Raw genomic sequence first — 25,377 nt, 5'->3', positions numbered from 1 at the left:
CGTCTGGCGCGTTCTGTCGCCGCGTGACGTGATTTGTCGCCGCGTGACGTGATTTGTCACCTTCGCGAGCGATTTACAGCCGAGTACACAGGCACTCGCGATGGGAGAGCGCCTGTGGCTGCGCGAGCAGACCGGGCGAGGGCCGATTCGCTCCGTCTCATCCCATCAACAAGGCCGTCGAGGGCTTATTCCATGACAAGTCTCAGATCCTTGCTGATACGTCAGTACGCTCAATCACGCGCTGCCCCATGGCGCGCGGGGCGCTTGCCGCTCCTCGCGTGCCTGGGCGCGCTCACGACCGCCTGCACGGCCGGCACCGAGGATCCGGTCGAGCTGGACGGGCCCGTCGGCCAGGCGGAACAGGCGCTGTGCGCGCCGGACGATAAGGCCTGCAACGACACGACCATCCACGACTGGCCGACGTGGTCCCAGCAGCCCGACCGGCCGGACCCCGTCATCGAGGGGGAGGCCCCGGATCCCGGCACAGGCACGTTCCAGGTCCAGGCGTGTGATCCGAGCCAGCTCGGCAAGCTGCCGGAGAACCCGAACCCGAAGGGCGCCGATCTCCAGAACATCACGACGAACTTCCACGTCCTCCAGTCGATCCAGCTCCTCGCGTCGATCGTCAACAAGACGGCCGAGGCGATCAGCAGCCTCGAGACGGAGCCGGCCGCGGACGCGGACAAGGGTATGTGCGTCTGCAGCCAGCAGGTGTCCAGCCAGTGCCTGAACGTCATCCAGCAGGACAAGACGACGTACGAGGAGTGCATCGACTTCTGCGACCCGAGCTCGCCGACGGCGGATCCGTGCAGCACCGGCGTGCTCGTCTGGCTCTCCAACGACATCCAGCAGACCCAGGCGGGCAAGGCCAAATGGGCGCTCAGCACGGTGAAGTGGCTCGACCAGATCGCCGACCAGATCGGCGGCGGTCAGTTCGCCAATTTCCTGAGCCAGTTCGGCGGCGAGCTCGACAACATCAGCGAGGTGATGTCGAAGATCCAGTGCTACGTGGACCAGTACACCGAGGGGTACCACCTCGGCAGCTACTCGGACCAGCGGCCCGACCTGCACATGTGCATTCCGTGGGCCGGACACGGCGCGTACGCCAACCTGTCGGACAGCGACCGGTGGGGCATCGGCGGCCGCTACACGTCGCACACCCTGAGCAAGGAGCGCCGCGCCCAGATGCGCACCGGCGGCTTCGCCGTGACCGCGTTCGGCGAGACGCTGAGCATCCTGCCAGGGATGGAGTTCAACATGCAGCTTGACGGTTACAAGTGGTTCAACCGTGAAGCTCCCCTCGGCATCGAGGCGCTGGGCCACCTCGCGGGCGGCGGGGTCAGCCTCGACGCCGCGAAGAAGCTCGGCGTCTTCTACCTCGCGGACGAGGACCAGATGACGTCCCTCGACAGCGACGGCGACGGCCGCGTCTCTCCGCAGGAGTTCCTGATCGGCACGTACATGCCGTTCGACTACACGCCGACCGACGGCGTCCCGGCCCAGCTCACCTGGCCTCGGGAGGGCGCGGAGGCCATCGAGGCGTGGGAGGGGAAGTCGGCCGCGCTCCTCGCCGCGGCGCTCAACCTCGACCTGAGGCTGAAGCCGATCGAGAAGGAGCTGACGCCGATCCCCCTCCCGCCGGTCCCCGGCGCGTACCTCATCCCGTACTTCAAGCTCGGCGCAGGGGTGAAGTGGTACGACGAGGCCTATTTCATGCGCAAGCGCCTGCAGGAGGCGCTCAACAAGAACACGTCGCACAAGATCACCGATCTCGACTTCAACCGCGACATGCACGGCTTCCAGGCGCCGGACGTGACCGCGGAGGCTGGGACGCAGGTGTCGGTGAGGCCGGAGGTGGGCGCGAAGCTCTTCCTCGGCGTGCCGATCGGCAAGATCCTGAAGGTGGGCGTGGAGGCCAGCATCGGCTTCTCGGTCGATCTCAAGCCGAAGGGCTCCGGCGGCGTGGTCGACCTCAACGCCTCGCTCGAGCAGGCGCTCGTGAACAGCAACCCGAGAGACGACCTCGAGTGCAAGCCCGTCTTCTCCTACAAGGATGAGGCGTCCTGCTCGAGCAGGTACGTCCCCGGGTCGTCGCTGGATCTCGCCTGCTCCCCGCTCGACACGAAGAACTCCTGCTGCATCACGTTCTTCAACGGCAGCCGCGCCTGCCTCGACGACTGGACGGGAATCACCCAGGATCAGTGCAGCCCGTCCAACCTCTCGTACGCGCTGTTCTCGACCTTCCTCAAGGAGAAGGACGCGAAGACGTACAAGGGCATGTTCCAGCACGCCTTCACCACCCAGTGGAGCGCGAACAAGTCGTGTGAGGAGTGCGCGGACGACGGCACCTGCCCGAACAGCCTGCGCGCCCCCGCGCTGCCCGAGATCTCGGCGTGCACCAAGCACGGCGTGTGCTGCCTGCCCTCGGCCTCGTCGCCCTACGGCCTGGCCTACTCGCTGGCGCTCACGGACGGCACGTTCGGCGGGGCCCGCTTCCTCCAGCCCACCGATATCGCCTACGACCGGACGAACAACCACCTCTTCGTCGCGGACCGGACCGCCATCCGCCGCATCGACCTGCAGACCGGTCAGGTGACGAGGATCGCCGGGTCGAGCGCGGCGGGCAACGTCGACGCGGTCGGGACCGCCGCGCGGTTCAACACGATCTCGGGCATCACGTACGACGCGGGCGCGCTCTACATCGCCGATCGCGGCGCTCGCTCGGTCCGCAAGCTCGACCTGAGCAACAACCAGGTGACCACGATCGCCGATCGGATGGTGTTCCTCACGCCGCGGGACGTCGCCGCGCACGGCGGCGCCCTCTACGCGACCGACAGCGGCGCCCGCACGGTGATCAAGATCTCGCTCCCGTCGGGCGCGGCCACCACCGTGGCCGGCACCTCGGGCCAGTCCGGCGGCGCCGACGGCATCGGCGCGATGGCCCGGTTCATGGAGCCGACCAGCATCGTCGCCGACGGGCGCGGCAGGCTGTACATCAGCGACACCTCCAACAGCACGCTGCGGCGGTTCGACGTCGCGACGGCGGCGGTCACCACCGTGGCCGGGACCAGCGGCTCGGCGGGCTCGGCGGACGGCATCGGCGCGGCGGCCCGGTTCACCGCGCCGAAGGGGCTCGCCGTCGACAGCGCGGGCCACGTGCTCGTCGTCGAGGGCAACAAGCCCGGTCGCGTGCGGCGCTTCGATCCGGAGATCTCCGCCGTGACGACCGTCTCCGGTGCTCCCGGCACCGTGGCGGCGGACGGCCTGGCCGACGACGCGATCTACGAGCTGCCGTCGGGCGTGGCCGCGCTCCCGAACGGCGACATCTACCTGAGCGACACGACCCCTGGGACGGTCCGCAAGATCAGCGGCGACTGCGACTCGGGCATCCCCGGCGCCGTCGTGTACGACGTCACGGAGGCCGAGTGCCCCGGCAACTTCGACGCGTACAGCTGCCTGTCCGAGACCGAGGTCGACGCCACGGAGTGGCAGGGCCCCGGGTGCCACCCGCTCCAGACGGGCTTCCTGTCGGCGTGCGGCTGCACCTCGAACGCCGATTGCGCCAGCGGCGAGACGTGCGATGTCGAGGCGAAGGTGTGCACCGTCGGCGGGACCCCCGTCGACTGCGTCTGCACCGCGCAGAGCACCTGCCCGAACCAGCCCGGCCGCGCCTGCGTGGACGGGGCGTGCGCCCGGCACTGCACCTACCACCCCTCGACGGCCGACACGGCCTGCGGCCAGAACGAGGTCTGCACGATCGGCGGCACGTGCGAGCCGAAGGCGGGCCCGAACGTCCCGTACGCCGAGGAGGTGATCTGGGGCATGAAGAACGGGGACGACCCGACCCACGCGATCGCGACCTACGGCCTGACCGAGATCGAGCTCATCGCCGCGCTCAACGCCGGCATCCACGTGGGCCTCGAGGCGAAGCTGTTCAAGAAGTGGAAGAAGTTCACGCTGTGGAAGTGGCGCCAGACCTTCGATATCGGCTCGGTCTCGAAGTACAAGTTCCAGCCCGGGCTCGAGGCCACCTACCAGTGGGACAGCTCGCCGCTCGGCGACATCACCAACTACCAGCCCGGCGAGGTCACGCGTTATGCGCAGGTGGGCGCGTCGACGGCCGATTTCCTCGAGTGGTGCAAGGACGAGCTGCCGCTGCACTCGTCGGACCCGCTGCCCCCGACCACCAATGACGTGATCGGCGGGGTGGAGGACGTCGTGAACTTCGGCTTCAACGTGGGCGAGACGGTCTCGTCGGCCGAGAACCTCTGCATCAACGGCCAGCCCATGACGGACTGGCTGCAGGATCAGGACGCGCTCGCCGAGACGTTCGTGACCGGGACCTGCTCGTACGTCGGTCCGCAGACCGGCTCGCGCGGGAGCCTCAGCTTCCCGTGCCAGGAGTCGCATCGCCACCTCCTCAAGCACTGGGGGTGCCTGGACACGCAGCGCACGGCCACGTCCATCGCGCTCGCCGGCGGCGACTTCAGCGCCGCCGTGGTCAACCCCGGGACGGCCCACTTCGACCTGACGAAGGTCCTCGTCGATCCGGACGGCGGCATCGAGCCGGAGAACCTGGTGAAGCGGACCGCGGCCTCCGAGGCGTGGCTCGCCGAGGTGGAGACCTGCTTCGACGACCACTACGAGGACACGATCCCGTGCGCGTGCACGACGGACGCGGACTGCAACACCGGCCCTGGGCAGACCTGCGTGAGCGGGACGTGCCAGACGCCGGAGAACACGGTCGCCGAGTGCTCCGTCGTGGAGAACGGGGGCGTCACCGTGGAGCGGTGCTGCGGCGACGGCGTGCAGCAGGCCTCGGAGCAGTGCGACGACGGCAACACCGTGAGCGGCGACGGCTGCTCGGCGCTCTGCAAGCTGGAGGCGAAGGGCGCGTGCTGCCGGTCGGGCGGCTGCACCGACCTCGGCCAGGGCGGCATCAGCTCGGGCCAGAGCTGCGAGAGCGCCGGCGGCTACTTCGTCAATGGCTATAGCTGCGCCGAGGTCGACGCCTGCGGCGCCGAGCCTGTCGGCGCTTGCCACGAGCCCGACGGGACGTGCCACGACCCCGCCTACGCGTCGCAGTGCGCCGCGGCGGGCGGGGTGTTCACGGTCAACGGGGCGTGCGAGAACCCCGTCCTCACGCTGGACCTGCAGCCCGGGAGCGCCGGCATCGACGCGACCATCACCAGCCTGGCCGGGGGCACCGGGACGAACATGGGCAGCTCCGTCAACCTGACGGCGGGCGTCTGGACGGCCAGCGGCGCTCAGTACGTGAACCGGAGCATGATCCGCTTCGATCTCTCGACGATGCCGGCGGGCGCCACGATCGAGCGGGCGCGGCTCAGCCTGTTCGCGGACCCCGACGCCCGCCTGTACGGCCAGGGGACCCACAACGGCCTCGGCCCGGGGCACGCGACGCTCGGCGGCTCCAACGCCTTCCTGCTCCAGCGCATCACCTCGTCCTGGCAGGAGAACACGGTCACGTGGGCGAACCAGCCGAGCGTGTCGACGGCGGACCAGGTGCTCCTGCCGCAGAGCACGTCGACGAGCCAGGATTATGAAGACATCGACGTGACCGTGCTCGTGCGAGAGATGCTCGCCACGCCCGGGAACAACCATGGATTCATGATCCGGCTCCAGAGCGAGGGGGCGAACTACCGGGAGGTCTCGTTCGCGTCGAGCGACCACGCGACCGCCGCGAGGCTCCCGAGGCTCGTCGTGCGCTACCGCGAGCCGTGAGCGCCGGCGCCGCCGGGCCGGCCCGGCAGGCGGGGGGGGGCGGGCAGCGCGTCCGCGCGACGACGCCCGCCGCCCCGCCCCGCCCCGCCGTCGCCGATGCGCGGGCCCGGCGGCGCCGCATTCACCCGATCTTCCGTGTCTTTCCGAGAACGCAGCGGAACGCAGAGAAAGAATCAGAGACGACGATGAGATACGCGACTCGAAATTTCGCAGGCATCACCTCCGGCCTCCTCGCGGGCCTCGCGGGGCTGTCCACGGCGCTGGCCCAGGTCACGCCGCTCGACACCAACCATGTGGTCGTCATCGACCGCTCCGGCAGCATGGCCGGGACCAACCTCGCCCTCGCGCAGCAGGCGGCGAAGATCTACGGGAACACGCTCGCCTCGAGCAACGTGCCCGGCTCGCAGTCGTTCACCGAGCAGCTCGGCCTGGCGAGCTACGCGGACACGGCCTCGGAGTCCTTCCCGCTCACGCAGGTCCCGGCGTCGGGCTACGACGCGGCCGTGGACGCGCTCGTCGCGAACGGGGTGACGTCCATCGGCGCAGGCCTCGAGCAGGCGCTCGACATGCTCACCGCGGCCAACCCGACCAAGGGGCCGCGCGAGTGCGTCGTCCTCCTGTCCGACGGGCAGCACAACACGCCGCCGGCGCCGGACGACTTCTGGGGCGACTATATGTACCGCGTGGACGAGGTCCACTCGATCGCGCTCGGGTCGGGGGCGGACGAGGCGATGATGAGCGACATCGCGACGAACTTCGGGATCTCGCCCGGGCTCTTCATGCGCGCCGACGTCAGCTCCGACATCGACCAGCTCGAGCTGCTCGGCGCGTTCAACCGCATGGCGAACGACTGCCGCGAGGGCGGCATGATCGATCAGGGGCTGACCCCGATCCTCGCAGGGGACACGGACTGCACAGACGTGCTCGTCTCCGCCGCCCAGATCGTGGATTTCACGATGATCTTCGTCGGCAGCGTCGCCCCGGACGTGTACCTGACGCCGCCGTCGCAGCACCCGACCTCCCAGATCACCGAGACGAACTACGGGGCCTCCGGCTCCGACATGACCTTCTTCTCGGCCGACAACTTCAAGCGCTTCTCGCTGAACCTCACGCAGTCGTACGAGGAGGGCTTCTGGCGGTTCTGCGCCGAGAACAAATCGTCGTCGACGCTCTACCTCTATTCCTCCGTGTCGACGCTGATCGACGATATCCAGCTCCGGATCACGACGAACGGCCTAAACGTCGGGTCACAGCCGCTGTTCGTCGAGGCCGAGGTGACCCACCTGGGCGCCCCGGTGACGGGCGCCACGGTCAGCGGCGAGATGACGGCGCCGAGCGGCGCGGTCACGCCGCTGACGCTCTCGGACGGCGGGCCCTCGCAAGGTGACACGACCGCCAACGACGGCGTCTACTCGCTGAGCTTCAACCAGTTCGCCGAGACCGGGAGCCACCAGATCACGGTGTTCGCGGACCACGCCGGCAGCTCCAGCGTCCCGATGTTCGCGCGCCAGTACACGTTCGGGGTCTACAAGAACCCGAACCCGACCGTGACCTGCCAGAGCCTCGGCCAGGCGGGGCCGGTGACCCTCGCCACGGTGAACGGCACGGCGTGCTTCCAGATCGACCCGGCGCACTACCCGACCGGCTGGACGCCGGCGAACCTGGGGCTCCAGGTGACCTCGATGGACGGCCAGCCGCTGAACGGCGTCACCGTGTCCATCAACGGCGGGCCGAGCCAGAGCCCCGCGGCGAACAGCTGGTCGACGCAGTTCTCGACGCCGTTCCCGGGCGCGGCGACCCCCGTCGTCTACCAGGTGAGCACGACGGGCAGCCGGCAGCTCCAGTTCGCGTGGCACCCGTGATCGCGGCGGGCTCCCCGGCGCGGGTCCGCCGTCGCGGCGCCCGCGCGCGGGGGCGCGGGTGACCTCGCGGCCGCGGCGCGTCTACCGGCGCCTGAGCGCGCGGGACACGGAGCGGGCGCTCGCGTAGCCGAGCTCGGCGGCGAGCGTGTGCCGCGAGGGGCTGGCGCTGGCCAGGTACCGATCCACGAGCGCGGCGCGCGTCTCCGCGAGGAGCGCGCGGTGCGACGTGCGCTCCTCGCGGAGACGCCGCTGGAGCGTCCGTGGGCTCACGCCCATTCGCTCGGCCACGTTGTCGATGTTCGGGTTGCCCTCGGCGATGCACTCGCGGAGCCCCTCGCGGACCTCGTCGACGAAGCTGCACGGCGCGGCGGGCGGCGGCGCGTCGACGCGGCTTTGCTGCTGGAGCCGCAGCAGCGCGGACGCCTCGAGGATCTCGCACAGCCGGGGGTCGGCGGAGCGGAACGGCATGTCCAGGTGCTCCCGCCGGAAGACCAGCTCATCGAAGGGGGCGCCGAACTCGACCGGCGCGTCGAAGATCCGTTCATAGGCACCTGCGCCGCGCTTGCGGTGGTGCCGGAAGCGCACGGCCAGCGGGCGGAGGTACTCGCCGGAGAACGCCCGCGCCCGGAGCACGGTCATGCCGGCGAGGAGCTCCGACACGGCGGGCACGCCGTTGGGAGCGACGTGGCGGAAACGCGCGTTGCCGCCGTCCGCGTGCAAGCTCAGCACGCCGGAGTCGGCGAGCAGCGGGGCGAAGCGGATGAAGCGGGAGAGCGCCGCGCCGAAGCTGGCGCTGCTCCGCGACAGGTAGTCGAGGATGTCGAGCGTGCCGACGTCGAGCGTCTCGGCGACGTGGAGCCCGAGCATGGGGTCGCCGCTCACCCGCTCGGCGGACGACCAGACGTACCGCGCCGCGCTCAAGGGGATCGGCACCCCGCGCTGACCGAGGGCCCCCGGCGGCAGCGCCGCACCTCGCAGGATCGCCTCCAGCGGCAGGCCGAGCTTCGGTGCGGCGGAGATGAGGAGCAAGATGAAATCAGAAAATGCAGCCGGAGCAGGCTCTTTGCGCACGCTTCCTCACAAGCCGAAGGACCTATGAAGATAGGGGGCGGTACGGGGCCGGGCAACCGGGCAGGGCGTCGAAAGTGTGCGCTCCCGTGGACGCCACGCCCTCGCCATGGGCCGGCCATGCGCTCGTCGTGCTCGTCATGCCCGCTCGTCGTCGAGACGCGCTGGCCACCTGATTTCCGGCATGCGACGTTGCCCGCGCATCCTGGCTCGGTCACAGCGCCTGAAAGGCGCATCTTGCCGCCACGGCCAGCACAGGAGAGCGCGTCGACCTGATAGGTCCGCGCCCGGGCGCCACCGTCATGGATTGAAGTACGGATCGTTCGCCATGCGCACGAAGGCGGCCAGCGACGCGCTCGACGAGCGGATGCGCCAGTCCGTCTCCTTGTTGACGTCGAACCAGATGACGCCCTTGATCAGGGGGTAGTCGGAGCGCAGCGTCGGGATCATCTGGTCGATCCACGCTGCCTTGTTGCCGCCGGACTCCGCAGAGGCCATCTCGCCGATCATGATCGGCTTGCCCTTCGCCGCGAGCTTCGGATAGATGTTCTTGAACACGTCGCGGAAGCTCTGCCATCCGCCGCCGCCGGTGGATCCCCAGTTGTACCCGTCGACGCACGTCCAGTCCACGTAGTCGTCTCCCGGGTAGTAGCCCATCGCCTGGTTCCACGCCTGGCGCGGCTCATCCGTCACGTTCGGGCACCAGACCCACACGATGTTGTCCGCGGACCGGAGCGCGTCATGCACGTGCCTGTAGGCCGCGATGTACTTGTCGGGGCTCCTTCCGTTCTGCGCGCCGCCCCACGGCGACCATTCGCCGTTCATCTCGGCGCCGAAGTCCACGAAGAGCTTCTTGCCGAGCGCCTTCGCGTCGCGCGCCCGCTGCGCCAGCATCGCGTCGTGGGAGCCGTCGATGATCTCGTCGAGGGGGGTGTCGAAGACCTCCCAGTTCACGAACGGGACGCGACCGGCGTCGAGGTCGGCCTTCGTCACGCTGCCCACCCAGTTGTGGGTGAAATCGTAGTACGTCAGGTGCAGCTTCAGCGTCCGCCCGAGCCTGGCGCTCGTCTGGGAGATGCTCCCGTCGCCGTAATACTGCCCGAGCCACGCGCCCGACGCCGGAACGAGGATGTCGTCCCCGCCCGGCGTCGGGGTCGGGGTCGGGCCGGTGGTGCCGCCGTCCACCTTGTCGAAGGTCCATCGCTGGTTGGCCCCGCCGCGCCACGGCCACTGGACGATCGCCGCCCCGTCCGCCGTGCTGCCCCGGTAGATATCCAGCGCCATGCCGGTGTGCACCGCCTGGATGCTGACGTCGTTGCCGCCCCGGTTCACGAAGGTGAACTGCTGGTGCTCTCCCTCGACGTAGTCCCACTGGCGGAGCGCGGCGCCCGCATCGAGGCTGCCGCCGGCCACGTCGAGGGCTTTCCCGCTGCCGACGTTCGCGATCTTGAAGGCGCCGCCTCCGGCGCTGGAGACCTGGAACTTCTGCGATTCCGCTCCGTTGCAGGACCGCACCTGCACCTTGGCGCCGCTCTCCTTGCTGCCGCCGCTGATGTCGAGGCACTTGCCGCTCTGGACCGACTTGATCAGATACGTGCCATCCGAGACGCTCGACACGACGACCGGGGCACTGTCGTCCTGCACATCGACAGCGAGCCCCTCAGCACCGTCGACCCCGCAAGCTCCCAGCAGAAGAAAAATAGGACCGTATCCAAGCCTTCGAGTCATTGGCATAAGCTTCTCCAACCCGGACCCGTTGTAATTATCCAATCACGTGACGAAGATCGTCACGCCCGGACGATCAAGACAGCTCCCTGGTTGTACCAGCCACGCACTGGCTGACAATCGACAATTGACATTCGAGGCTCATTCTCAATCGGCCTCAACAATTTACAATCCAGACACCAGAGACCTTCGTCGCCATCGCGCGGAGCATCGCGCGCGGGCAGGCAGATGGCGTGGCAGGACTACATTTCACGACCCGGCACCGGGGAGAGCGGCGCCGGTGAGCGGCAGGCCTGTGCCGGGGAGGAGAGCGTCAGGGCGACAGCAGGAAGGCCTGATCTAGTCTCCCGTGTACTCCACCGGCACACGCAGATCGCCGGTCTCCGGGAGCTCGAACCTCACGCCGATCCGCTGTCCACCGGTCTGGCAGGCACGGCCGACGGTATCGTAGGTGAAGGAGCCCAGGCAATCGTAGCGATTCTCTGCCACCTCGAACCCGCATTCCTCTGCGCTCGGGCCCACGATGAACACGGCCTCGTACGTCCCGGGGGCGACCGGCTGCGCGACGCCCCTTGGCACCACGATGCTGGGCAGCTCGGATTCGGGGATCGTGCAGGTCACGGTACGCTTGTAGATGACCTCTTCACGAGCGTCCCATACGAGGGGGAGTGTCGCGCCGGGGGCCACCTGCTCGTAGGTCCCTGTCTCCAGATCGTCGACATAGGTGGAGCAAGCCGCCTGCGTGGAATCGACCTCGCGATTGACGAGCGTCGTCTCATCGCCTTCCACCTTCCAGACCTCGAATCCGCTGCACAGACGTCCTGACACCTGGACTCCTGCGAGGCTCGCGGAGGCGTTGTGGAACTCGAAGGTGACGGTCTGCCGCGACGGGACCGGATCTGGCAGCGGCCCCTCGCTGGCACCCCCGGTGCCCGCCCCGCCTCCCGTGTCCTCAAGGCCTCCGGTGCCCGCCTCGCCTCCCGTGTCCTCGAGGCCTCCGGTGCCCGCCTCGCCTCCCGTGCTCGCACCGCCTGCCGTTCCGCCGCCGGTGCCTCCTCCCGAGCCCTCGCCGGCTGCGCCTTGCGCGCCGATGTCGGTGACGAGCTCGGTGCATCCGGCCGCGCACAGCATTCCACTCACCACCAGCAAACGCGATACGATAGGAATTCTCACGAGGACCTCCAAGGCGTCGAGCTCACGTGGCCGATCGCCTCTCCCTCGTATGCCGCGATGTCGAGGGTGCGGTCCGCGAGCCCGCTGGCCACGTGACGCGCCGACGCCAGCCGTGGGACAGATGGCAAGCTGCATGCCAGACTGAATTGCCAACCTACTGCGCGACCCCGACGATGCGCCCTCCCACTGTGCCAGAGTGTGCGGCCGGCGGGGGGCCGTCAGCCGGCACGCTATCGTGCCTGCAGCGTGCGGATGGCCGCCGCGCGTGGGGATTCCCTTGCGACGGGGCCGCTGCTTGCCTCGATCTTTCCGACGAGCGCGGCTGCCATGACCAGCGCAGTCACGACTTCTTCTCCTGCGGCGACCCGATCTCGTCGCCCGAGGGCTTCTGCTGGCACGAGCTCGATTGCGGTTACAGGGCGGCCCCGCCGATAGCGCCACCTCAGGGCATTGTTAAAACTATTACATTTATCGCGAACGCACTGCAGTTTCCGGAGAGCGGGTCGAAAGGTTAGGATGTTCGACGGTCGTCCAGTTCGGAGAGCGCCGGGCCGCTCGTGCGAAACAGAAGGATCGAATGACCCTAGATCTCGATGGGCCCAGCCCGCACGTCGGCGTCGACCCCCTGCCGCTCCTCTGCGCGCTGCCGGTCGCCGCCGCGATCTTCGATGCGAACGGCGCGCTCCGGTGCGCCAATCCCCGCCTGGAGCAGATCATCGCGGACGGCGCGCTCCCCGCCTGGCCTGTGTCCCTCGCGCGCTCGCCGGCCGTCCTGCCCGCGTCGCTCGAGGGGCTCGCCGGCGAAGCGCAAGAGGTGCTCGCCGGCATCCGCGCAATCCTCGAAGGCAAGCGCGAACAGGTCGAAATCGTGCTCCGGGGCGGCGCGCCCGGCGCGACCCCCGGCGAGATCTCGGTCACCCCGCTTCGCGTCGATGGCGCGCGCGGCGCGCTCGTCTGTGTCCGCAGCCCGACAGCGCCGCACGACGCGCCAGGGGCCGTGCCCATCGAGAGCTTCCTCGACACCATCCTCGACCACGTGCCCGTCTCGGTCTTCATCAAGGAAGCGACGGAGTTCCGCCTCGTCCGGATGAACCGCCGCTACGAACAGGTCCTCGGTGTGCCCCGGAGCAGCGCTCTCGGCAAGACCGTCTTCGACCTCTTCCCGCAACGACGGGAAGAGGCCGAGCGGCTCGATCGCATGGATCGGGCCGTGATCGAGAAAGGCGATGTCGTGGATGTCCCCGAGGCGCGCATGGTCGGGGCCGCCGGGGAGCGGTGGCTTCACATGGTGAAGGTGCCCCTCACCGACGCGCGCGGCGTCATTCAGTATCTCGTGGTCATGGTCGAAGACATCACGGAGAAGAAGCGCGCCGAGGAGGCGATGCAGAGAGAGCTCGCGTGGTTCGCGACGCAGCGGGAGCTCCTCGACGTCATCCAGGAGCTGTCCACGCCGGTCATCCCGGTCCACGAGGGCATCCTCGTGGTGCCCCTCGTGGGGACCATCGATTCTGCCCGCGGCGCCCGGCTCCTGGAGATGCTCCTCCAGGGGATCCAGCGCCACCGGGCCGAGACGGTGCTCATCGACATCACCGGTGTGCCCGTCCTCGACGCCGATGTGGCAGACCGCCTCCTCCAGGCCACGCGCGCCGCCTCACTCCTGGGCGCCACGTGCGTCCTCGTCGGGGCCTCACCCGACGTCGCCCGCACGTTTGTCGCGCAGGGGATCGATCTGGGAAACCTCCTGACGCAGCGCGATCTCCAGGCAGGTATTCGTCGTGCCCTCGCGCGTCAGGGCAAGGCGATCGTCGCGCGGCGACGCGAGCGGCGCTGATCTCACACAGCGGCTCGCCCGCGCACGACAGATGCTGTCCCTCCCGGACGTGCCCTGGGCCGACGGAACATTCCATCCATGCATTGAACACATGGTGTGGCGGGCGGGGGCTGGCAGGACACGGAGAGCGCGAGAGACCGCAAGGGGAAGAGGGGAAGAGATCTCTTCTCTGTTCCCTTGCGCCCCCTGCGCCCTCGCGGTCCTCTTCTCATCCGCTGATTTTTCGGGAGTTGCCGTGGCGAGCGCCGGGACCGCGCGGCAGCGCCGGCGTCGAGGGCGCGCAGGGGACCTCCGGTCCGAAATTTGGCCCGCCCGCGCCGGGCATGCGAACCGGGGGGCCGGAGACCTCTGCAAGGATGACCAGCCCTCGCTCCCACGCCGAGCTTGTCACGCTGCGCAAGCTCGCGCAGGACCTCGCCGCCCAGCGCAAGGAGCGCCTGTCGAGCGTGCACCTCCTCGCGGCCATCGCCCTGCGCGGAGGCCCCGCCGCGGAGCTGCTGCGCGATCGGCGGCTCGACGACGAGGCCCTGCTCAAGGCCACCCGCTCGGTCGACGACGAGGGCCCCGACCCGATCGGCCGCGCCATGGGGGGCGCGCGCGACGTCGCGAAGCGCGCGACAGCGAAGGAGCCCGCCGCGCTCCACCTGCTGCTCGCGCTGCTGTCGGACCGCAGCTCGGCCGCGCACAGGGCGCTCACGCAGTCGGGCGTCGACCTCGCGCGCCTGCGGACCTCGGCGCTGCAGATAGCGCTCGGCGTCGTGCAGGCGCGGCGCTCCCTGGCGCCGCGCGGGGGCCTGGACGACGGGGCGCCGGAGAAGCCGGCCGCGCCGGCCAAGGCGCCCCCGGCGCGCCGCGCCCGCGGCGAGGCCGCCGAGCCGGCGCGCGCGCCCGCGGAGCTGCGGCCCGGCAAGGGCGCCGGCGTCGCCGTGACGGAGCTCCGGCCCGCCAGGGGCACGGGCGTCACCATGACGGAGCTGCGGCCCGGCAAGGGCGCCGGCCTCGGCGCGCCGGACCTGCGGCCCGGCAAGGGCGCCAGCCTCGGCGCGCCGGACCTGCGGCCCGGCAAGAGCGCCGGCCCGGGCGTCACCGTGCCGCTGTTCCCGCCGCCCCGCCCGCGCCCCGTCGCGGCCCCGGCCGGCGCCGACGCGCTCCTCCCCGCCGAGCCGGCCGCCGCCCTCGCGGGCGCGCCCCGCCGCGCCCTGGCGGCGGACGACGCGGCCGCGTCGCCCCCCGCCTCGGGGCGGCCGCTCGCGGCGCCCTCGGCCGCGGCGAGCGCCCTCGCGGCGCGCTTCCACCTCGACCGCGCGCGCTTCCCGGCCCTCACCTCGCTCGGCCACAACCTCTCGCTCGCGGCGGCGCAGGGCGAGCTCGAGCCGATCGTCGGCCGCGAGCGCGAGATCGAGCAGGCGCTCGACGTGCTGGCCAAGCGCCACGCCAACAACCCGTGCCTCCTCGGCCCGGCGGGCGTGGGGAAGACCTCGGTCGCGCGCGGCATCGCGCACCGGCTGGCCTTCGAGGAGCGGGAGCCCCGCATCGTCGTCGAGCTCGTGCCGTCCGAGCTCATCGCGGGCACCGGCGCGCGCGGCGCGCTCAGCGAGCGGCTCGCCGGGCTGCGCTCGGAGCTCCGCGAGGCGGGCGGGCGCGTGCTCCTGTTCATCGACGGGATGTCGGAGCTCTTCGGCAGCGGCGCCCTCGACGAGGCGATGGCCGAGCTCAAGCTCGCGCTCGCCCGCGGCGAGATCACGCTGATCGGCACCGCCACGCCCGAGGAGTACCGGAAGAGCATCGAGGTCGACCCGGCGCTCGCGCGGCGCTTCACCATCGTCGAGATCGACGAGCCCGAGGAGGACGAGGCGTTCCTCCTGCTCCGGAGCGTCGCGGTCGGGCTCGGCGCGCACCACGGCCTCACGTTCACAGACGAGGCGCTGGCCTCGGCCGTCGCCTGGTCGGTGCGCTACCTGCCCGGGCGCGCGCTGCCCGACAAGGCGCTCTCGATCCTCGACCTCGCGGGGGCGCGCACGCGGCGCCGCGCGCAGCAGGCGCCACAGAGCGCGCCGGGCGCGCGCGCCGGCGCCCGCGAGCCCGCGCGGCAGGTCGGGCCCCCCGAGGTCGCCGAGGTGGTGGCGGAGCTGGCCGACCTGCCGGTCGAGCGGCTGCTCGAGACCGACCGCGAGCGGATGCTCGCGCTGGAGACGCTGCTCGCCGACCGGGTCGTCGGCCACGGCGAGGCGCTCGGGCGCATCGCGCGGGTGCTCCGCAGGAACGCGGCAGGCCTGCGCGCGCGCCGCCCGATCGGGTCGTTCCTGCTGCTGGGGCCGACCGGCGTCGGCAAGACGGAGACGGCGAAGGCGATCGCCGAGGCGCTGTTCCACTCGCCGGACGCCATGACGCGGCTCGATTTCTCCGAGTACGCCGAGTCGCACGCGGTGGCGCGGCTGGTCGGCGCGCCGCCCGGCTACGTGGGCCACGAGGCCGGCGGCCAGCTCACCGAGGCGGTGCGTCGGCGGCCGTACCAGGTGGTGCTGCTCGACGAGATCGAGAAGGCGCACCGCGACGTGCTCGAGGCGTTCCTGCAGGTCTTCGATGAGGGCCGGCTGACCGACGGCCGCGGCCGGCGGGTGGACTTCACGAACACCGTGATCGTGATGACCTCGAACCTCGGCGCCGCCGAGGCGGGCGCGCTCCGGTCCGAGCGCTCCGTCGGCTTCGCGCGCGCGTCCCAGGCCGTCTCGACGGAGCGGCTCGCCGACACGATGCTCGCCGCGGCCCGCGCCACGCTCCCGCCGGAGCTCTACAACCGCATCGACGAGGTCATCAGCTTCGCGCCGCTCACGCGGGCGGACGTCGCCGAGATCACGCGCCGGCTGCTGGGCGGGCTCGAGCGCGAGCTCGAGGCGCGCGGCGTGGTGCTCGAGGTCGAGCCGGAGGCGATCGACGCGCTGCTCGACGCGGGCGGGTTCGACCCCGAGCTCGGCGCGCGGCCGATGAAGCGCACGATCGGCCGCCTCATCGAGGCGCCGCTCGCGGATCTCATCCTCCGCGGCCAGCTCGAGGAGGGGTCCGCGGCGCTCGTGGGCGTCGAGCAGGGAGAGGTCGTCGTCGACGCCATCGCGCGCGCGGGCGAGCGGCGTTATGCCGCGTGCTCCCGCTGACGAGAGGCGTTATGCCGCATGATCGAGGTGAAGCCCGAGGGCCCGCGGGTCGAAGTACGCCTTGAACCGCGTGATGACGCCGCCGGGGTGCTCGATGACGCTCACGCCCTCGTAGGCGAACACCGCCCCATGGGCCAGCGTCCCGTGGCTCTTCCACTCGAGCAGCGAGGCCTTGTCGGACTCGATGACGCACCGGAAATCGGACTGCACCTCGCCGAAGGTGTGGCGGTAGCTGCGCCAGAAGTTGCGGGCGCCATCCTGACCGTGGAGCGGCCTCGTGATCGCCGGGTTGCTCAGCTCGGCGTCCGGCGCGAACAGCCGCGCCATGGGCTCGACGTCGCCGCTCTCCTCGATCCTGCGCAGGGCTTCGATGAACTCGCTCGCCTTGGACATGATGCCTCCTGCCGTGGAGGCGCTTGCAAGGGGCGGACCCTCGGCCCACCCGGCTACGGCGGCCCCGCCTCGATCGCCCGCCGGTACCGCTCGCGCCGGTGCGGCTCGCGCAGGATCTCGTAGGCCTCGTCGAGCACCTCGATGACGAGCCGCACGTCGTCGAGCAGGTCCACTGTCGCGGCGGTGAGCAGGGTCGACGGCTCGAACGCCTTCCGGAGCGCGAGGTACGCGCGGCGGATCTCGTAGTTCGTCGCGTCGCGCGGGATGCCGAGGATCGAGAAGTAATCCCCGTCCTCCACCAGCGCGAGGCGCGCCCGGACCCGCTGCCGGATCGCCTCCTCGTCGAGCGGATCGTCGACCGGCGGCGGCGGCGCCTCGGTGACCGACTGCGGGATCAGGACGTCGAGCACCTCCAGGCAGACGAGCGCGTAGATCACGCTGGCGTTCTCGGGCTCCGCCGAGCTCACGAGCTCGCCGACAGCGCGGCCGCGCGCGGTGCGCACGAGCTCCTCTTCCTCGCGCCGGAGCGCGCACTCGCCGAGCAGGTTGCGGCGGACGCCGTCGTCGAGGCGCGCGCCCGGGCCGCCGAGGCGGCGCAGCGCGATCTCGGGGGCGATCACGCGGCGGATCGTCTCCACGAAGACCTCGGCGCCGGTCGCCCCGCCGAAGACGTTCGGCTCCGCCTTGAGGCGGCCCGGCGGCTCGGGCTCCAGATCGCACGTCCCGGCCTCGACGAGCACGACGTGCCCGATCACCCACTCGGCGTGCGCGCGCAGGACCGGCCAGAGGTCGTCCTGGCCGAGGTGGCCGTGCGCGATGAGCGCCGCGCCGGCGTGCCGGCCCGACGCGGGGAGCTTGCCCGCGAGCCGCACGGCGACGTCGCGCTCGATGTCGCCGCGCCCGACAAGGAAGGCGAGCAGCGTCTCCTCCGGGAGGGTCGATCCGGCCGTGACGATGTCGCCGTCGTGCAGGACGATGCGCCGCGCCCCCTCCTCCGTCGCGATCGCGAGCGCGCCGGACGTGCGGCTGCCCACCGCCCGGGCGAGCGCGCGCGGCGCGTCGCCGGGGCCGAGCACGGTGGCCGAGGAGGCGTCGCTGGAGGCGGGCGCCTCGTCGTCCGGCTGCGCCGCCAGGGCGCGGCCGAACGCGCCCGTGCTGATCGTCGCGGGCGCCGACGGCGCGGGCTGCATCGCCATCGGCTGCATCGCCATCGGCTGCGTCGGCATGGGCGGCATCGCCATCGGCGGCGTCGGCGCCGCGGGCGCGCGCCCGGCCACGCCGGAGATGGCCACGGGCGGCGGCGCAGCGACGGGCACGCGGCCGAACGCGCTCGACGCGGCGGGCGGCGTCTGCGGGAGGAGCCCGCGCCCGGGCGTGCCCGTACCGACAGTCGCCGGCGCCGGGGGCACCGGGACGCGCGCCGACGCGGCGGAGCGGACCGGGAGGGGCGCCGGCGGCAGCGGCTCGGGCTCGGCCCCGTCGCCGGGCGGCAGCAGCGCGGTCCTCACCTCGACCGAAGGAGGCGACACGAAGGGATAGCCCGGTGGGGCCGGCGGAGGCGGTGGAAAGCCGGGGGCTCTGGCGTCGCGCGCGTCTCTGGCGTCACGCGCGTCTCTGACGTCGCGCGCGTCGCGCGCCCGGGTCGGCGGCGGCTCGGTGTAGCGCTGGGGAAACGACGGCTCGACGCGGCCCGACGGCACGCGCACCCAGTCGAGCTCCTCGCGCACAGGCCCCGGCAGCCCGCGGTCCCACGCGGGCTCGTCGCGCGGCGCGGGCGGCGGCGCGGGCGACCGCCCCCACACCGCCTCGACGCGCGGCGGAGGCGATCCGAACCCGTGGGGCCGGCCCGCGTCGCGCGGCGTCGGCGGCGCGACGTCGCGCCCGCCGCCCCGGCGCGCGGGCGCGCCCGGATCGCGCTCGTCCCTGCCGGGCAGGTGCGCCTCGCGGCCGCTCGAGTACGCCGCGAGCTCGGCCCCTGTGCGCTTCGTCGCGTGCCCCGCGTCGCGCGAGGGCTCGGCGTGGCGATCGTCCTCGTGCTCCTCGCCCGGCTCGGCGAGCTCGCCGATCGGGTCGCCGGGCCCGGTGGTCTCGGCGCGGGTCAGCGCCTGCTGCGGCGCGGCCGCGGCACCGCGCGGGGGATCGCTGGTCCGCGGCTGCGACGCCGAGCCGGCGGCGAGCTGCGCGTGGCCCGCGCTCCCGCCGGTCCGCGGCTCTTCCTCGTCGGCGTCGAGCGGCTCGTCGAGCGCGGAGAGCAGCTCCGGCGACAGCATCAGGTCGACGTCCTCCTCGGCCGCCGGGATGCTCGACGGGCGCGCCTTCGCCGTGACCCGCTGCTCGGCGGCGACGAGGATCTCCTCGAGCTCCGGGCTGATGCGCGCGGGCATGAGCCGCGGCCCGATCGCGTCGCCGTCCTCGGGCGGCGGCAGCACCGAGCCGACGTCGAGCGGGTCGAGCTCGCTGGCGAAGTCCGGGTTCGACGGGACCTCGTTGTCGATCGGCCCCGGATAGCCCGCCTGCAGGTGCGCCACGGCCGCGGCGTGCTCCCCGCGGAACCGCCCCGGCTCCGCGACGGCGCTCACGTGCGCCGCGAGCTCGGCGATGTCCACGGGGCGCTCGAAGACCTGCCCGAAGAGCTGCGGATCGAGCTCCGCCGAGCGGACCGGATCGCCCACGAGCAGCACGGACGCCGCGACGCCGCCCGGGCGCTGGTAGAGGCGCTCGAGCGCCTCGATCGAGCCGGGCTCATCGATGTCGACGATGACGACGCGCGGCGCGTCGATCGCGAGGCGCGCCTCGATGTCCGCGAGCGGCGCCGCGATCACCTCGAAGCCCCGGCCCCGCAGCGCCGCGCCGATCGCCGCCCCCTCCGCCGATGCGTCGGCCAGGAGAACGGCGTCGGCGCGCAGGCGTGCCTGCACGGCTTCGTGGTCGTCGCGGAGCTCGGACACGGCAGTCATCTCGTGGCGGCGGCCCCTCGGTGCACCCAGGACCCCCGTATCGCCTGGACTCTCAACGGTCGCAGGCGGGCTGTCAAACGCGATCGCGGACCCGCGATGTTCCCGCCGCCGCCGCGCCTCCTCGCCCCTGACGTCGCCGCGCGCCGCCGCGCGCCGCGCCGAGCGCGCCCGCCGGCCCCCGCGCGGCGCGCAGCGTGGTAGACCTCGGCACATGCTGCTCGGCGCTTCCCAGAACGAGATCGCCCTCACAGCCCTCCTGGTGATCGTGGTGCTGCTCGCCGCGAAGATCGGCCGCATCGGCGAGGCCATCGGCGGGCTGTTCGAGCGGAACGCGCCCGCGGCGGACGGAGGCGCGCCCGAGGACGGCGCGGAGACGCCGGAAGAGCGCCACGACGGCTGAGCGCGCCCCCCGCAAGCGCCCTGCCCCGCGCTTGCGTTCTGTTTTTTTGGAATTCATAGTTTTTTTGATGGCTGTGAACGAGCCGGCTCCTCCGCGGGCGCGGCGGCGCGCGCGGATCGCGGCGCGGATCCCGCGCGGGTACCGCCCGGCGCTGCACCTGGCGGCCCCCACGGCGCTCGGCGCCGCTGCGCTCGCGGCGGCGGTGGGCCTCGTCGACGCCGTCGAGCCCCTCGAGCTGCTCGCGGTCCCGGCGACGCTGCTGCTCGCCTTCGCCTTCGAGTGGTGGGCGCACCGGTCGGTGCTGCACCGGCGGGCGCCGCTGCTCGGCGCGCTGTGCGAGCGGCACGAGCGCGAGCACCACCTCGCCTTCACCGCGGACGACATGGCGCTCCGGAGCGCCCGCGAGCTCTGGCTTGTGCTGATGCCGCCCGGCTCGGCGCTCCTCGTCCTCGCCTTGCTGCTGCCGCTCGCCGCGGCGGCGGGCCTCCTGTTCTCGCGGGACGCGGCGCTGCTCGGGCTCGCGACGGCGATGGCGTTCTTCGTCAGCTACGAGTGGCTGCACCTCGCGTATCACCTGCCGGAGGGCAGCGCGGTGCACCGGATCCCGGGGCTCGCGCGGCTCCGCGAGCACCACCGCAGGCACCACGACCCGCGGCTGATGAAGCGCTGGAACTTCAACGTCACCGTGCCCCTGTTCGACCTCGTCCACGGGACGCGCTGGTCGCCGCGGCCGCGCGACGGCGCCTAGCCGCCGCGCGCGCCGGGACATCCGCCGCGGCGGTGTGCTAACGGTCGCGCGTGCAGACGCGGACGAGAGACGGGCTCATCCTCCTGCTCGTCGGCGTCCTGCTCGGCGGCGGGCTCGCTTGGCTCCTCGGCCGCCGGCAGGAGGCGCCGCCCGCCGCGCCCCGCGCGCTCGACGCCGTGCCGGCGGGCGCGCTGCTCGTCGCGACGCTCGATCTGCCGGCGCTGCGCGCCTCGCCCGCGTTCGCCCCCTTCCTGCGCGAGGAGCGTGAGATCCCCGGGCTCGGCAAGGTGCGCGACGTGTGCGGCTTCGACCCGGTGGCCGCATTGACCGAGGTCGCGATCGGCATCCCGGCGGCGGGCGAGGGCGGCGATTTCGGGCTTGTCGCGTCCGGCCCCGCGCAGGACGAGGCGCTGCTCGCGTGCGCGTCGAAGGTCATCCAGGCGCGCGGCGGGCAGCCGGTCGTCACGACGCTCGGCAGCTTCCGCGCTGTGCGGGACTCGAGCGCCGAGGGCCGCGGCGAGATCGCCGTGCGCCCCGGCGGGCCGATCCTGCTCGGCGGCGGGGCGTACCTGCGCGCCATGGTCGACGCGGCCGACGGGCGCGTCCCGGCGGTCGGCCCGAGCGGCGCGCACGACGACATCGCCCGCGCGGTGGGCGAGGGCGCGGCGCGCGTCACCGTGGTGCTCACGCCCGAGCAGCGCGCCGAGCTCGGGCGCGAGCTCGCGCTGAGCGGCGCCGGCCGGTCGCCCGCGGCGTCCATCCGCGCCGCCGGCGTCGGCGTCGCCCTCGGCCCCGAGATCGCTGTCCACGGCGTCGTCCTGTGCGACGCGGAGGCCCCCTGCGCCGAGCTCGGCGCCGCGCTGCGCGCCGCCCGCGACGCGCACGCGGGCGACCTCGCGACGCGGCTCATCGGCCTCGGGGCCGTGCTCGAGCGCGTCGCGATCGACGCCGAGGGCAAGGCGCTCCACGCCCGCGTCAAGCTGTCGGCCGAGGAGGCCGGCGCCCTCGTCGACAGGCTCTCCGCGCTGCGCGGCCTGCGCCAGCCCGCGCCGTCGCCGGCGCCCACGCCGCGGCTGCCGCGCGACGACGACGCGAGCGACGGGAGCGACGGGAGCGACGCGCCGCGCGGCGGCGCCGGCGCGCCGCCGCCGGACGCGGTCCTCACGCCCCGGCAGCGCGCGAAGCCGGACGCCGGCGCGGCGCCGCCGGATGGGGTCGTCACGCCGCCGCGGCGCGCGAAGCTGGACGCCGGCGCGCCGTAGCGCCGCGCTGCGGCGAGGCGGTTCCGTGTCCCGCCTGACGAGCGCGGCGCCCCCCGCGGGCGATCCAGCGCATCCGCGACGGGAGGGGCCGAACGCGGCGCCGCGCGCTGTCCAGAACTCCTGTACGCTGATCGCTGCGTTCCGACGGGACCGGCGCTCGGCCCCTCCCGCCGCGGATGCGCTGGGTGGGGGCACATCGCATGCACCTTGTCGGGATCTCCGCCTCCGTGGTCGTCGCGACGCTCCTCGTGGTCGCCCTCTGGGCGCTCCGCCGGCGGCACCGCGAGCGCGAGCTCGAGCTCGAGCGGAGGGCGCAGGAGCTCGCGGTAAGCCGCGCCGCGGAGCAGCGGCTCTGCGAGGAGCTCGTCGAGGCGCGCCGGGCCGAGGACGAGGCGCGCCGGGCGAAGGCCGAGGCGGAGGCGGCGAGCCGGGCGAAGAGCGCGTTCCTCGCCAACATGAGCCACGAGCTCAGGACGCCGCTCAACTCGATCCTCGGCTTCGCCCAGCTCATGGAGCGCGACCGCTCGCTCGGCGACAGGCACCGCGAGAACCTCGCGGTCATCTGCAAGAGCGGCGAGCACCTGCTCGGCCTCGTCAACGACATCCTCGAGATGGCCAAGATCGAGGCCGGCCGCATGACGCTCGCCGAGGTCGACTTCGATCTCCACGAGATGCTCTCGGGCCTGTCGGAGATGTTCGCTGTCGAGGCGCAGAAGCGGGGGCTCACGCTGAGCGTGGAGCGGGAGCAGGACGTGCCGCAGCGCGTCCACGGCGACGAGGGGAAGCTGCGGCAGGTGCTGATCAACCTGCTCGGCAACGCGCTGAAGTTCACGCCGAGGGGCTCGGTGACCTTGCGCGTGTGGGCGCGCCGCTCGACCGCCGCGCGTGAGGGCGGCGCGCTCGACGGCGCGGCGCCGGGGCGGGCGCGGCTGTCGTTCGAGGTGACGGACACGGGCCGGGGCATGGCCGAGGACGAGATCGCGGAGCTGTTCGAGGCGTTCGCGCAGACAGCGAGCGGGCGGAGGTCGCGCGAGGGCACGGGCCTCGGCCTGCACATCAGCCGGCGCATCGTGCGGATGATGGGGGGCGACGTCCACGTGGAGAGCCAGCCCGGCCGCGGGACGACGCTCCGCTTCGACGTGCGCCTGACGCTCGTCGACCCGGCGAGCGCGCGCCCCGACGCGGCGCCGCGGTCGCTGCGGGTCGTGGGCCTCTCGCCGGGCCAGCCGAGGTACCGCGTGCTCGTTGTCGACGACAGGTGGGACGTGCGCCACTGCCTTGTCAAGCTGCTCGACTCGGTGGGCGTCGAGGTGCGCAGCGCGACGAACGGCCTCGGCGCCGTGGCGCAGTGGGAGACGTGGGCGCCGCACCTCGTCCTGCTCGACCTGCGCATGCCGCTGCTCGACGGCTACGAGACGGCGAGCCGCATCAAGTCGAGCCCGCGGGGGCGCGAGACCGTCGTCGTCGCGATGACGGCGAGCGCGTTCGAGCAGAATCGTGCGCTCGCACTGCAATCCGGGTGCGACGATTTCGTGAGCAAGCCGCTCCGCGACGCGGACATCTTCGGCCTGCTGACGAAGCACCTCGGGGCCCGCTTCGACCAGGAGAGCCGCCCGCGCGAGGTCGACGCCGCGGGCTGGCCGGCGCCGGCGCGGGGCGTCGACCCGGCGCGGGGCGTCGACCTCGCGCGGGCGGCGGCCGAGCTGCCCCCCTCGCTGCGCAAGGACCTCCGGCGGGCGGCGACGCGGCTCGACGCGAAGGCGGTGCAGGCCACGATCGAGCGGTTCCGGCCGGAGGACGCGGAGCTCGCGGGGGCGGTCGCCGAGCTCGCGCGGGGGTATCGCTTCGACAGCATCTTGGCGCTATCGAGCGCAGACGAGGAGGAGCCGTCATGACGGACAGCGACGCAAAGCGAGCGCCCCGCGCGCCGACCGCGGGGGCGCGGCCGGAGCGCCCGCGGGAAGAGCCCGCGAACATCCTGATCGTGGACGATATGCCGGCGAACCTGTCGCTGCTCACCTCGATGCTGACGGCGCAGGGCTACGAGGTGCGGGCGGCGATCAGCGGCGCGATGGCGCTGATGTCGGCGGCGGCGGTGCCGCCGGACCTCATCCTGCTCGACGTGAACATGCCCCACATGGACGGCTACGAGGTGTGCCGCCGGCTGAAGGCGGACGCGCGGACGGCGGACGTGCCGGTCATCTTCCTGAGCGCGATGACGGGCATCGGCGACAAGGTGGCGGCGTTCGAGGCGGGCGGCGTCGACTACGTGACGAAGCCGTTCGAGCTGCGCGAGGTGCTGGCGCGGGTGGGGACGCAGCTGCTCTTGCACCGGCAGCGCCGGGAGCTCGAGCGGCAGCGCAAGGAGCTCGAGGAGCGCTACGCGCAGGTCCGCCAGATGCAGGCGGCGCTGCGCGGCTACCTGTCCGACAGGGCGTGGGAGAGCATCGAGGAGAGCGTGTCGTCGAACAGGCCGAGTCCGCCGGCGCGCGAGGTGCTGACGGTGCTTGTCAGCGACGTCGAGGAGTTCGTCCGGCTCTCGGAGCACGAAGATCCGGGGCCGCTGCTCGCGGATCTCAGCCTGTACATGGCCACGGTGGCGCAGGTCGTCTACGACCACCAGGGCGAGGTCGACAAGTACGTGGGCGACGGGATGCTCGCGTTCTTCCGGAGCGCGCCGGACGCGCTCGCGGCGGCGCAGCGGATCCAGCGGGCCATCGCGGACTTCAACGAACAGCAGCGCGCGCACGGTCGGCCCGCCTTCCCGACGCGGCTCGGGCTCGCGACAGGGCCCGTCCTGCTGGCGAGCATCGGTTCGAGCGGCAGGCGGGAGTTCACGATCATCGGCGATCGCGTGAACACAGCGTTTCGGATCCAGGCGCAGGCCAGGGCCGGTGGCCTGCTGATGGATGAGGCGACGTTCACCGCGGCCGGGAGCCCGGCAGGCGCGGTGCCCGCGATGGTGCGCATCCGGGGCAAGCAGGGAGAGGAGAGGCTCTATGCGATGTCGCCCGGCGCGCCCCAGGGCGGCGCGGAGCGCGGCGGCCCGGGCGAGGCCTGAGGA

14 protein-coding genes are annotated in these 25,377 nt (G+C 72.4%); 9 read left to right on the top strand and 5 right to left on the bottom strand.

Annotation, left to right across the window (positions count from 1 at the left end):
• Window positions 1-264: 264 nt before the first annotated feature.
• Together WMF42_RS42565 and WMF42_RS42560 are read left to right on the top strand one after the other, a co-directional pair.
• Window positions 265-5,742, top strand: coding sequence for a DNRLRE domain-containing protein (locus WMF42_RS42565; RefSeq protein ID WP_437688888.1), 5,478 nt, complete (start codon window positions 265-267; stop codon window positions 5,740-5,742).
• 185 nt (window positions 5,743-5,927) lie between these two features.
• Window positions 5,928-7,604, top strand: a complete 1,677-nt coding sequence (locus WMF42_RS42560) for a VWA domain-containing protein (protein WP_437688887.1) — start codon at window positions 5,928-5,930, stop codon at window positions 7,602-7,604.
• A gap of 81 nt (window positions 7,605-7,685) precedes the next feature.
• Here WMF42_RS42560 and WMF42_RS42555 read toward each other — a convergent pair whose 3' ends face one another.
• The 3 genes from WMF42_RS42555 to WMF42_RS42545 form a co-directional block, all read right to left on the bottom strand.
• Window positions 7,686-8,633: an AraC family transcriptional regulator ligand-binding domain-containing protein gene (locus WMF42_RS42555; RefSeq protein ID WP_437688885.1), complete on the bottom strand. Its 948-nt coding sequence runs from the start codon at window positions 8,631-8,633 to the stop codon at window positions 7,686-7,688.
• Between the two features lie 339 nt (window positions 8,634-8,972).
• A complete protein-coding gene (locus tag WMF42_RS42550; RefSeq protein WP_437688883.1) occupies window positions 8,973-10,316 on the bottom strand; it encodes an RICIN domain-containing protein in 1,344 nt (447 codons plus the stop codon).
• Window positions 10,317-10,736: 420 nt separating this feature from the next.
• A complete protein-coding gene (locus WMF42_RS42545) occupies window positions 10,737-11,582 on the bottom strand; it encodes a hypothetical protein (RefSeq protein WP_437688881.1) in 846 nt (281 codons plus the stop codon).
• Window positions 11,583-12,147: 565 nt separating this feature from the next.
• On the opposite strand from WMF42_RS42545, the gene WMF42_RS42540 reads away from it, so the two are divergent.
• Together WMF42_RS42540 and WMF42_RS42535 are read left to right on the top strand one after the other, a co-directional pair.
• On the top strand, window positions 12,148-13,401 hold the full coding sequence (locus WMF42_RS42540; protein ID WP_437688879.1) for a PAS domain-containing protein: 1,254 nt from the start codon (window positions 12,148-12,150) through the stop codon (window positions 13,399-13,401).
• A 356-nt stretch (window positions 13,402-13,757) separates the two neighbouring features.
• Window positions 13,758-16,553, top strand: a complete 2,796-nt coding sequence (locus WMF42_RS42535; RefSeq protein WP_437688877.1) for an AAA family ATPase — start codon at window positions 13,758-13,760, stop codon at window positions 16,551-16,553.
• 9 nt (window positions 16,554-16,562) lie between these two features.
• Here WMF42_RS42535 and WMF42_RS42530 read toward each other — a convergent pair whose 3' ends face one another.
• Window positions 16,563-16,946, bottom strand: a complete 384-nt coding sequence (locus WMF42_RS42530) for a nuclear transport factor 2 family protein (protein WP_061609734.1) — start codon at window positions 16,944-16,946, stop codon at window positions 16,563-16,565.
• A gap of 53 nt (window positions 16,947-16,999) precedes the next feature.
• Entirely contained in the window at window positions 17,000-19,894 is a 2,895-nt protein-coding gene (locus WMF42_RS42525) for a DUF4388 domain-containing protein (protein ID WP_437688876.1), read from the bottom strand.
• Between the two features lie 220 nt (window positions 19,895-20,114).
• Between WMF42_RS42525 and WMF42_RS42520 the strand changes: the two genes are divergently transcribed.
• From WMF42_RS42520 to WMF42_RS42500, 5 genes are all read left to right on the top strand, one after another.
• Window positions 20,115-20,303, top strand: a complete 189-nt coding sequence (locus WMF42_RS42520; protein ID WP_061610251.1) for a hypothetical protein — start codon at window positions 20,115-20,117, stop codon at window positions 20,301-20,303.
• Between the two features lie 67 nt (window positions 20,304-20,370).
• Window positions 20,371-21,051, top strand: a complete 681-nt coding sequence (locus tag WMF42_RS42515; protein ID WP_437688874.1) for a sterol desaturase family protein — start codon at window positions 20,371-20,373, stop codon at window positions 21,049-21,051.
• 50 nt (window positions 21,052-21,101) lie between these two features.
• Window positions 21,102-22,313 (top strand): hypothetical protein, encoded by a 1,212-nt coding sequence (locus WMF42_RS42510; protein WP_437688872.1) that lies wholly within the window; start codon window positions 21,102-21,104, stop codon window positions 22,311-22,313.
• A gap of 200 nt (window positions 22,314-22,513) precedes the next feature.
• A complete protein-coding gene (locus WMF42_RS42505) occupies window positions 22,514-24,208 on the top strand; it encodes an ATP-binding protein (protein WP_437688871.1) in 1,695 nt (564 codons plus the stop codon).
• Window positions 24,205-25,374: a response regulator gene (locus tag WMF42_RS42500; RefSeq protein WP_061612278.1), complete on the top strand. Its 1,170-nt coding sequence runs from the start codon at window positions 24,205-24,207 to the stop codon at window positions 25,372-25,374. Before WMF42_RS42505 ends, WMF42_RS42500 begins: the two co-directional genes overlap by 4 nt.
• The last annotated feature ends 3 nt before the right edge of the window (window positions 25,375-25,377 follow it).

Source organism: Sorangium sp. So ce176 (genome assembly GCF_051519835.1).
Taxonomy (GTDB): domain Bacteria; phylum Myxococcota_A; class Polyangia; order Polyangiales; family Polyangiaceae; genus Sorangium; species Sorangium cellulosum_G.
Note: the sequence above shows the minus strand (reverse complement) of the source record. Positions and strands in the feature narration are given on the sequence as shown.

Bases quoted from the DNA above. Each gene is read 5' to 3' on its own strand.
- WMF42_RS42540 (WP_437688879.1), top strand. From the start codon at position 12,148: ATGACCCTAGATCTCGATGGGCCCAGCCCGCACGTCGGCGTCGACCCC.
- WMF42_RS42560 (WP_437688887.1), top strand. From the start codon at position 5,928: ATGAGATACGCGACTCGAAATTTCGCAGGCATCACCTCCGGCCTCCTC.
- WMF42_RS42530 (WP_061609734.1), bottom strand. From the start codon at position 16,946: ATGTCCAAGGCGAGCGAGTTCATCGAAGCCCTGCGCAGGATCGAGGAG.
- WMF42_RS42515 (WP_437688874.1), top strand. From the start codon at position 20,371: ATGGCTGTGAACGAGCCGGCTCCTCCGCGGGCGCGGCGGCGCGCGCGG.
- WMF42_RS42520 (WP_061610251.1), top strand. From the start codon at position 20,115: ATGCTGCTCGGCGCTTCCCAGAACGAGATCGCCCTCACAGCCCTCCTG.
- WMF42_RS42535 (WP_437688877.1), top strand. From the start codon at position 13,758: ATGACCAGCCCTCGCTCCCACGCCGAGCTTGTCACGCTGCGCAAGCTC.
- WMF42_RS42505 (WP_437688871.1), top strand. From the start codon at position 22,514: ATGCACCTTGTCGGGATCTCCGCCTCCGTGGTCGTCGCGACGCTCCTC.
- WMF42_RS42500 (WP_061612278.1), top strand. From the start codon at position 24,205: ATGACGGACAGCGACGCAAAGCGAGCGCCCCGCGCGCCGACCGCGGGG.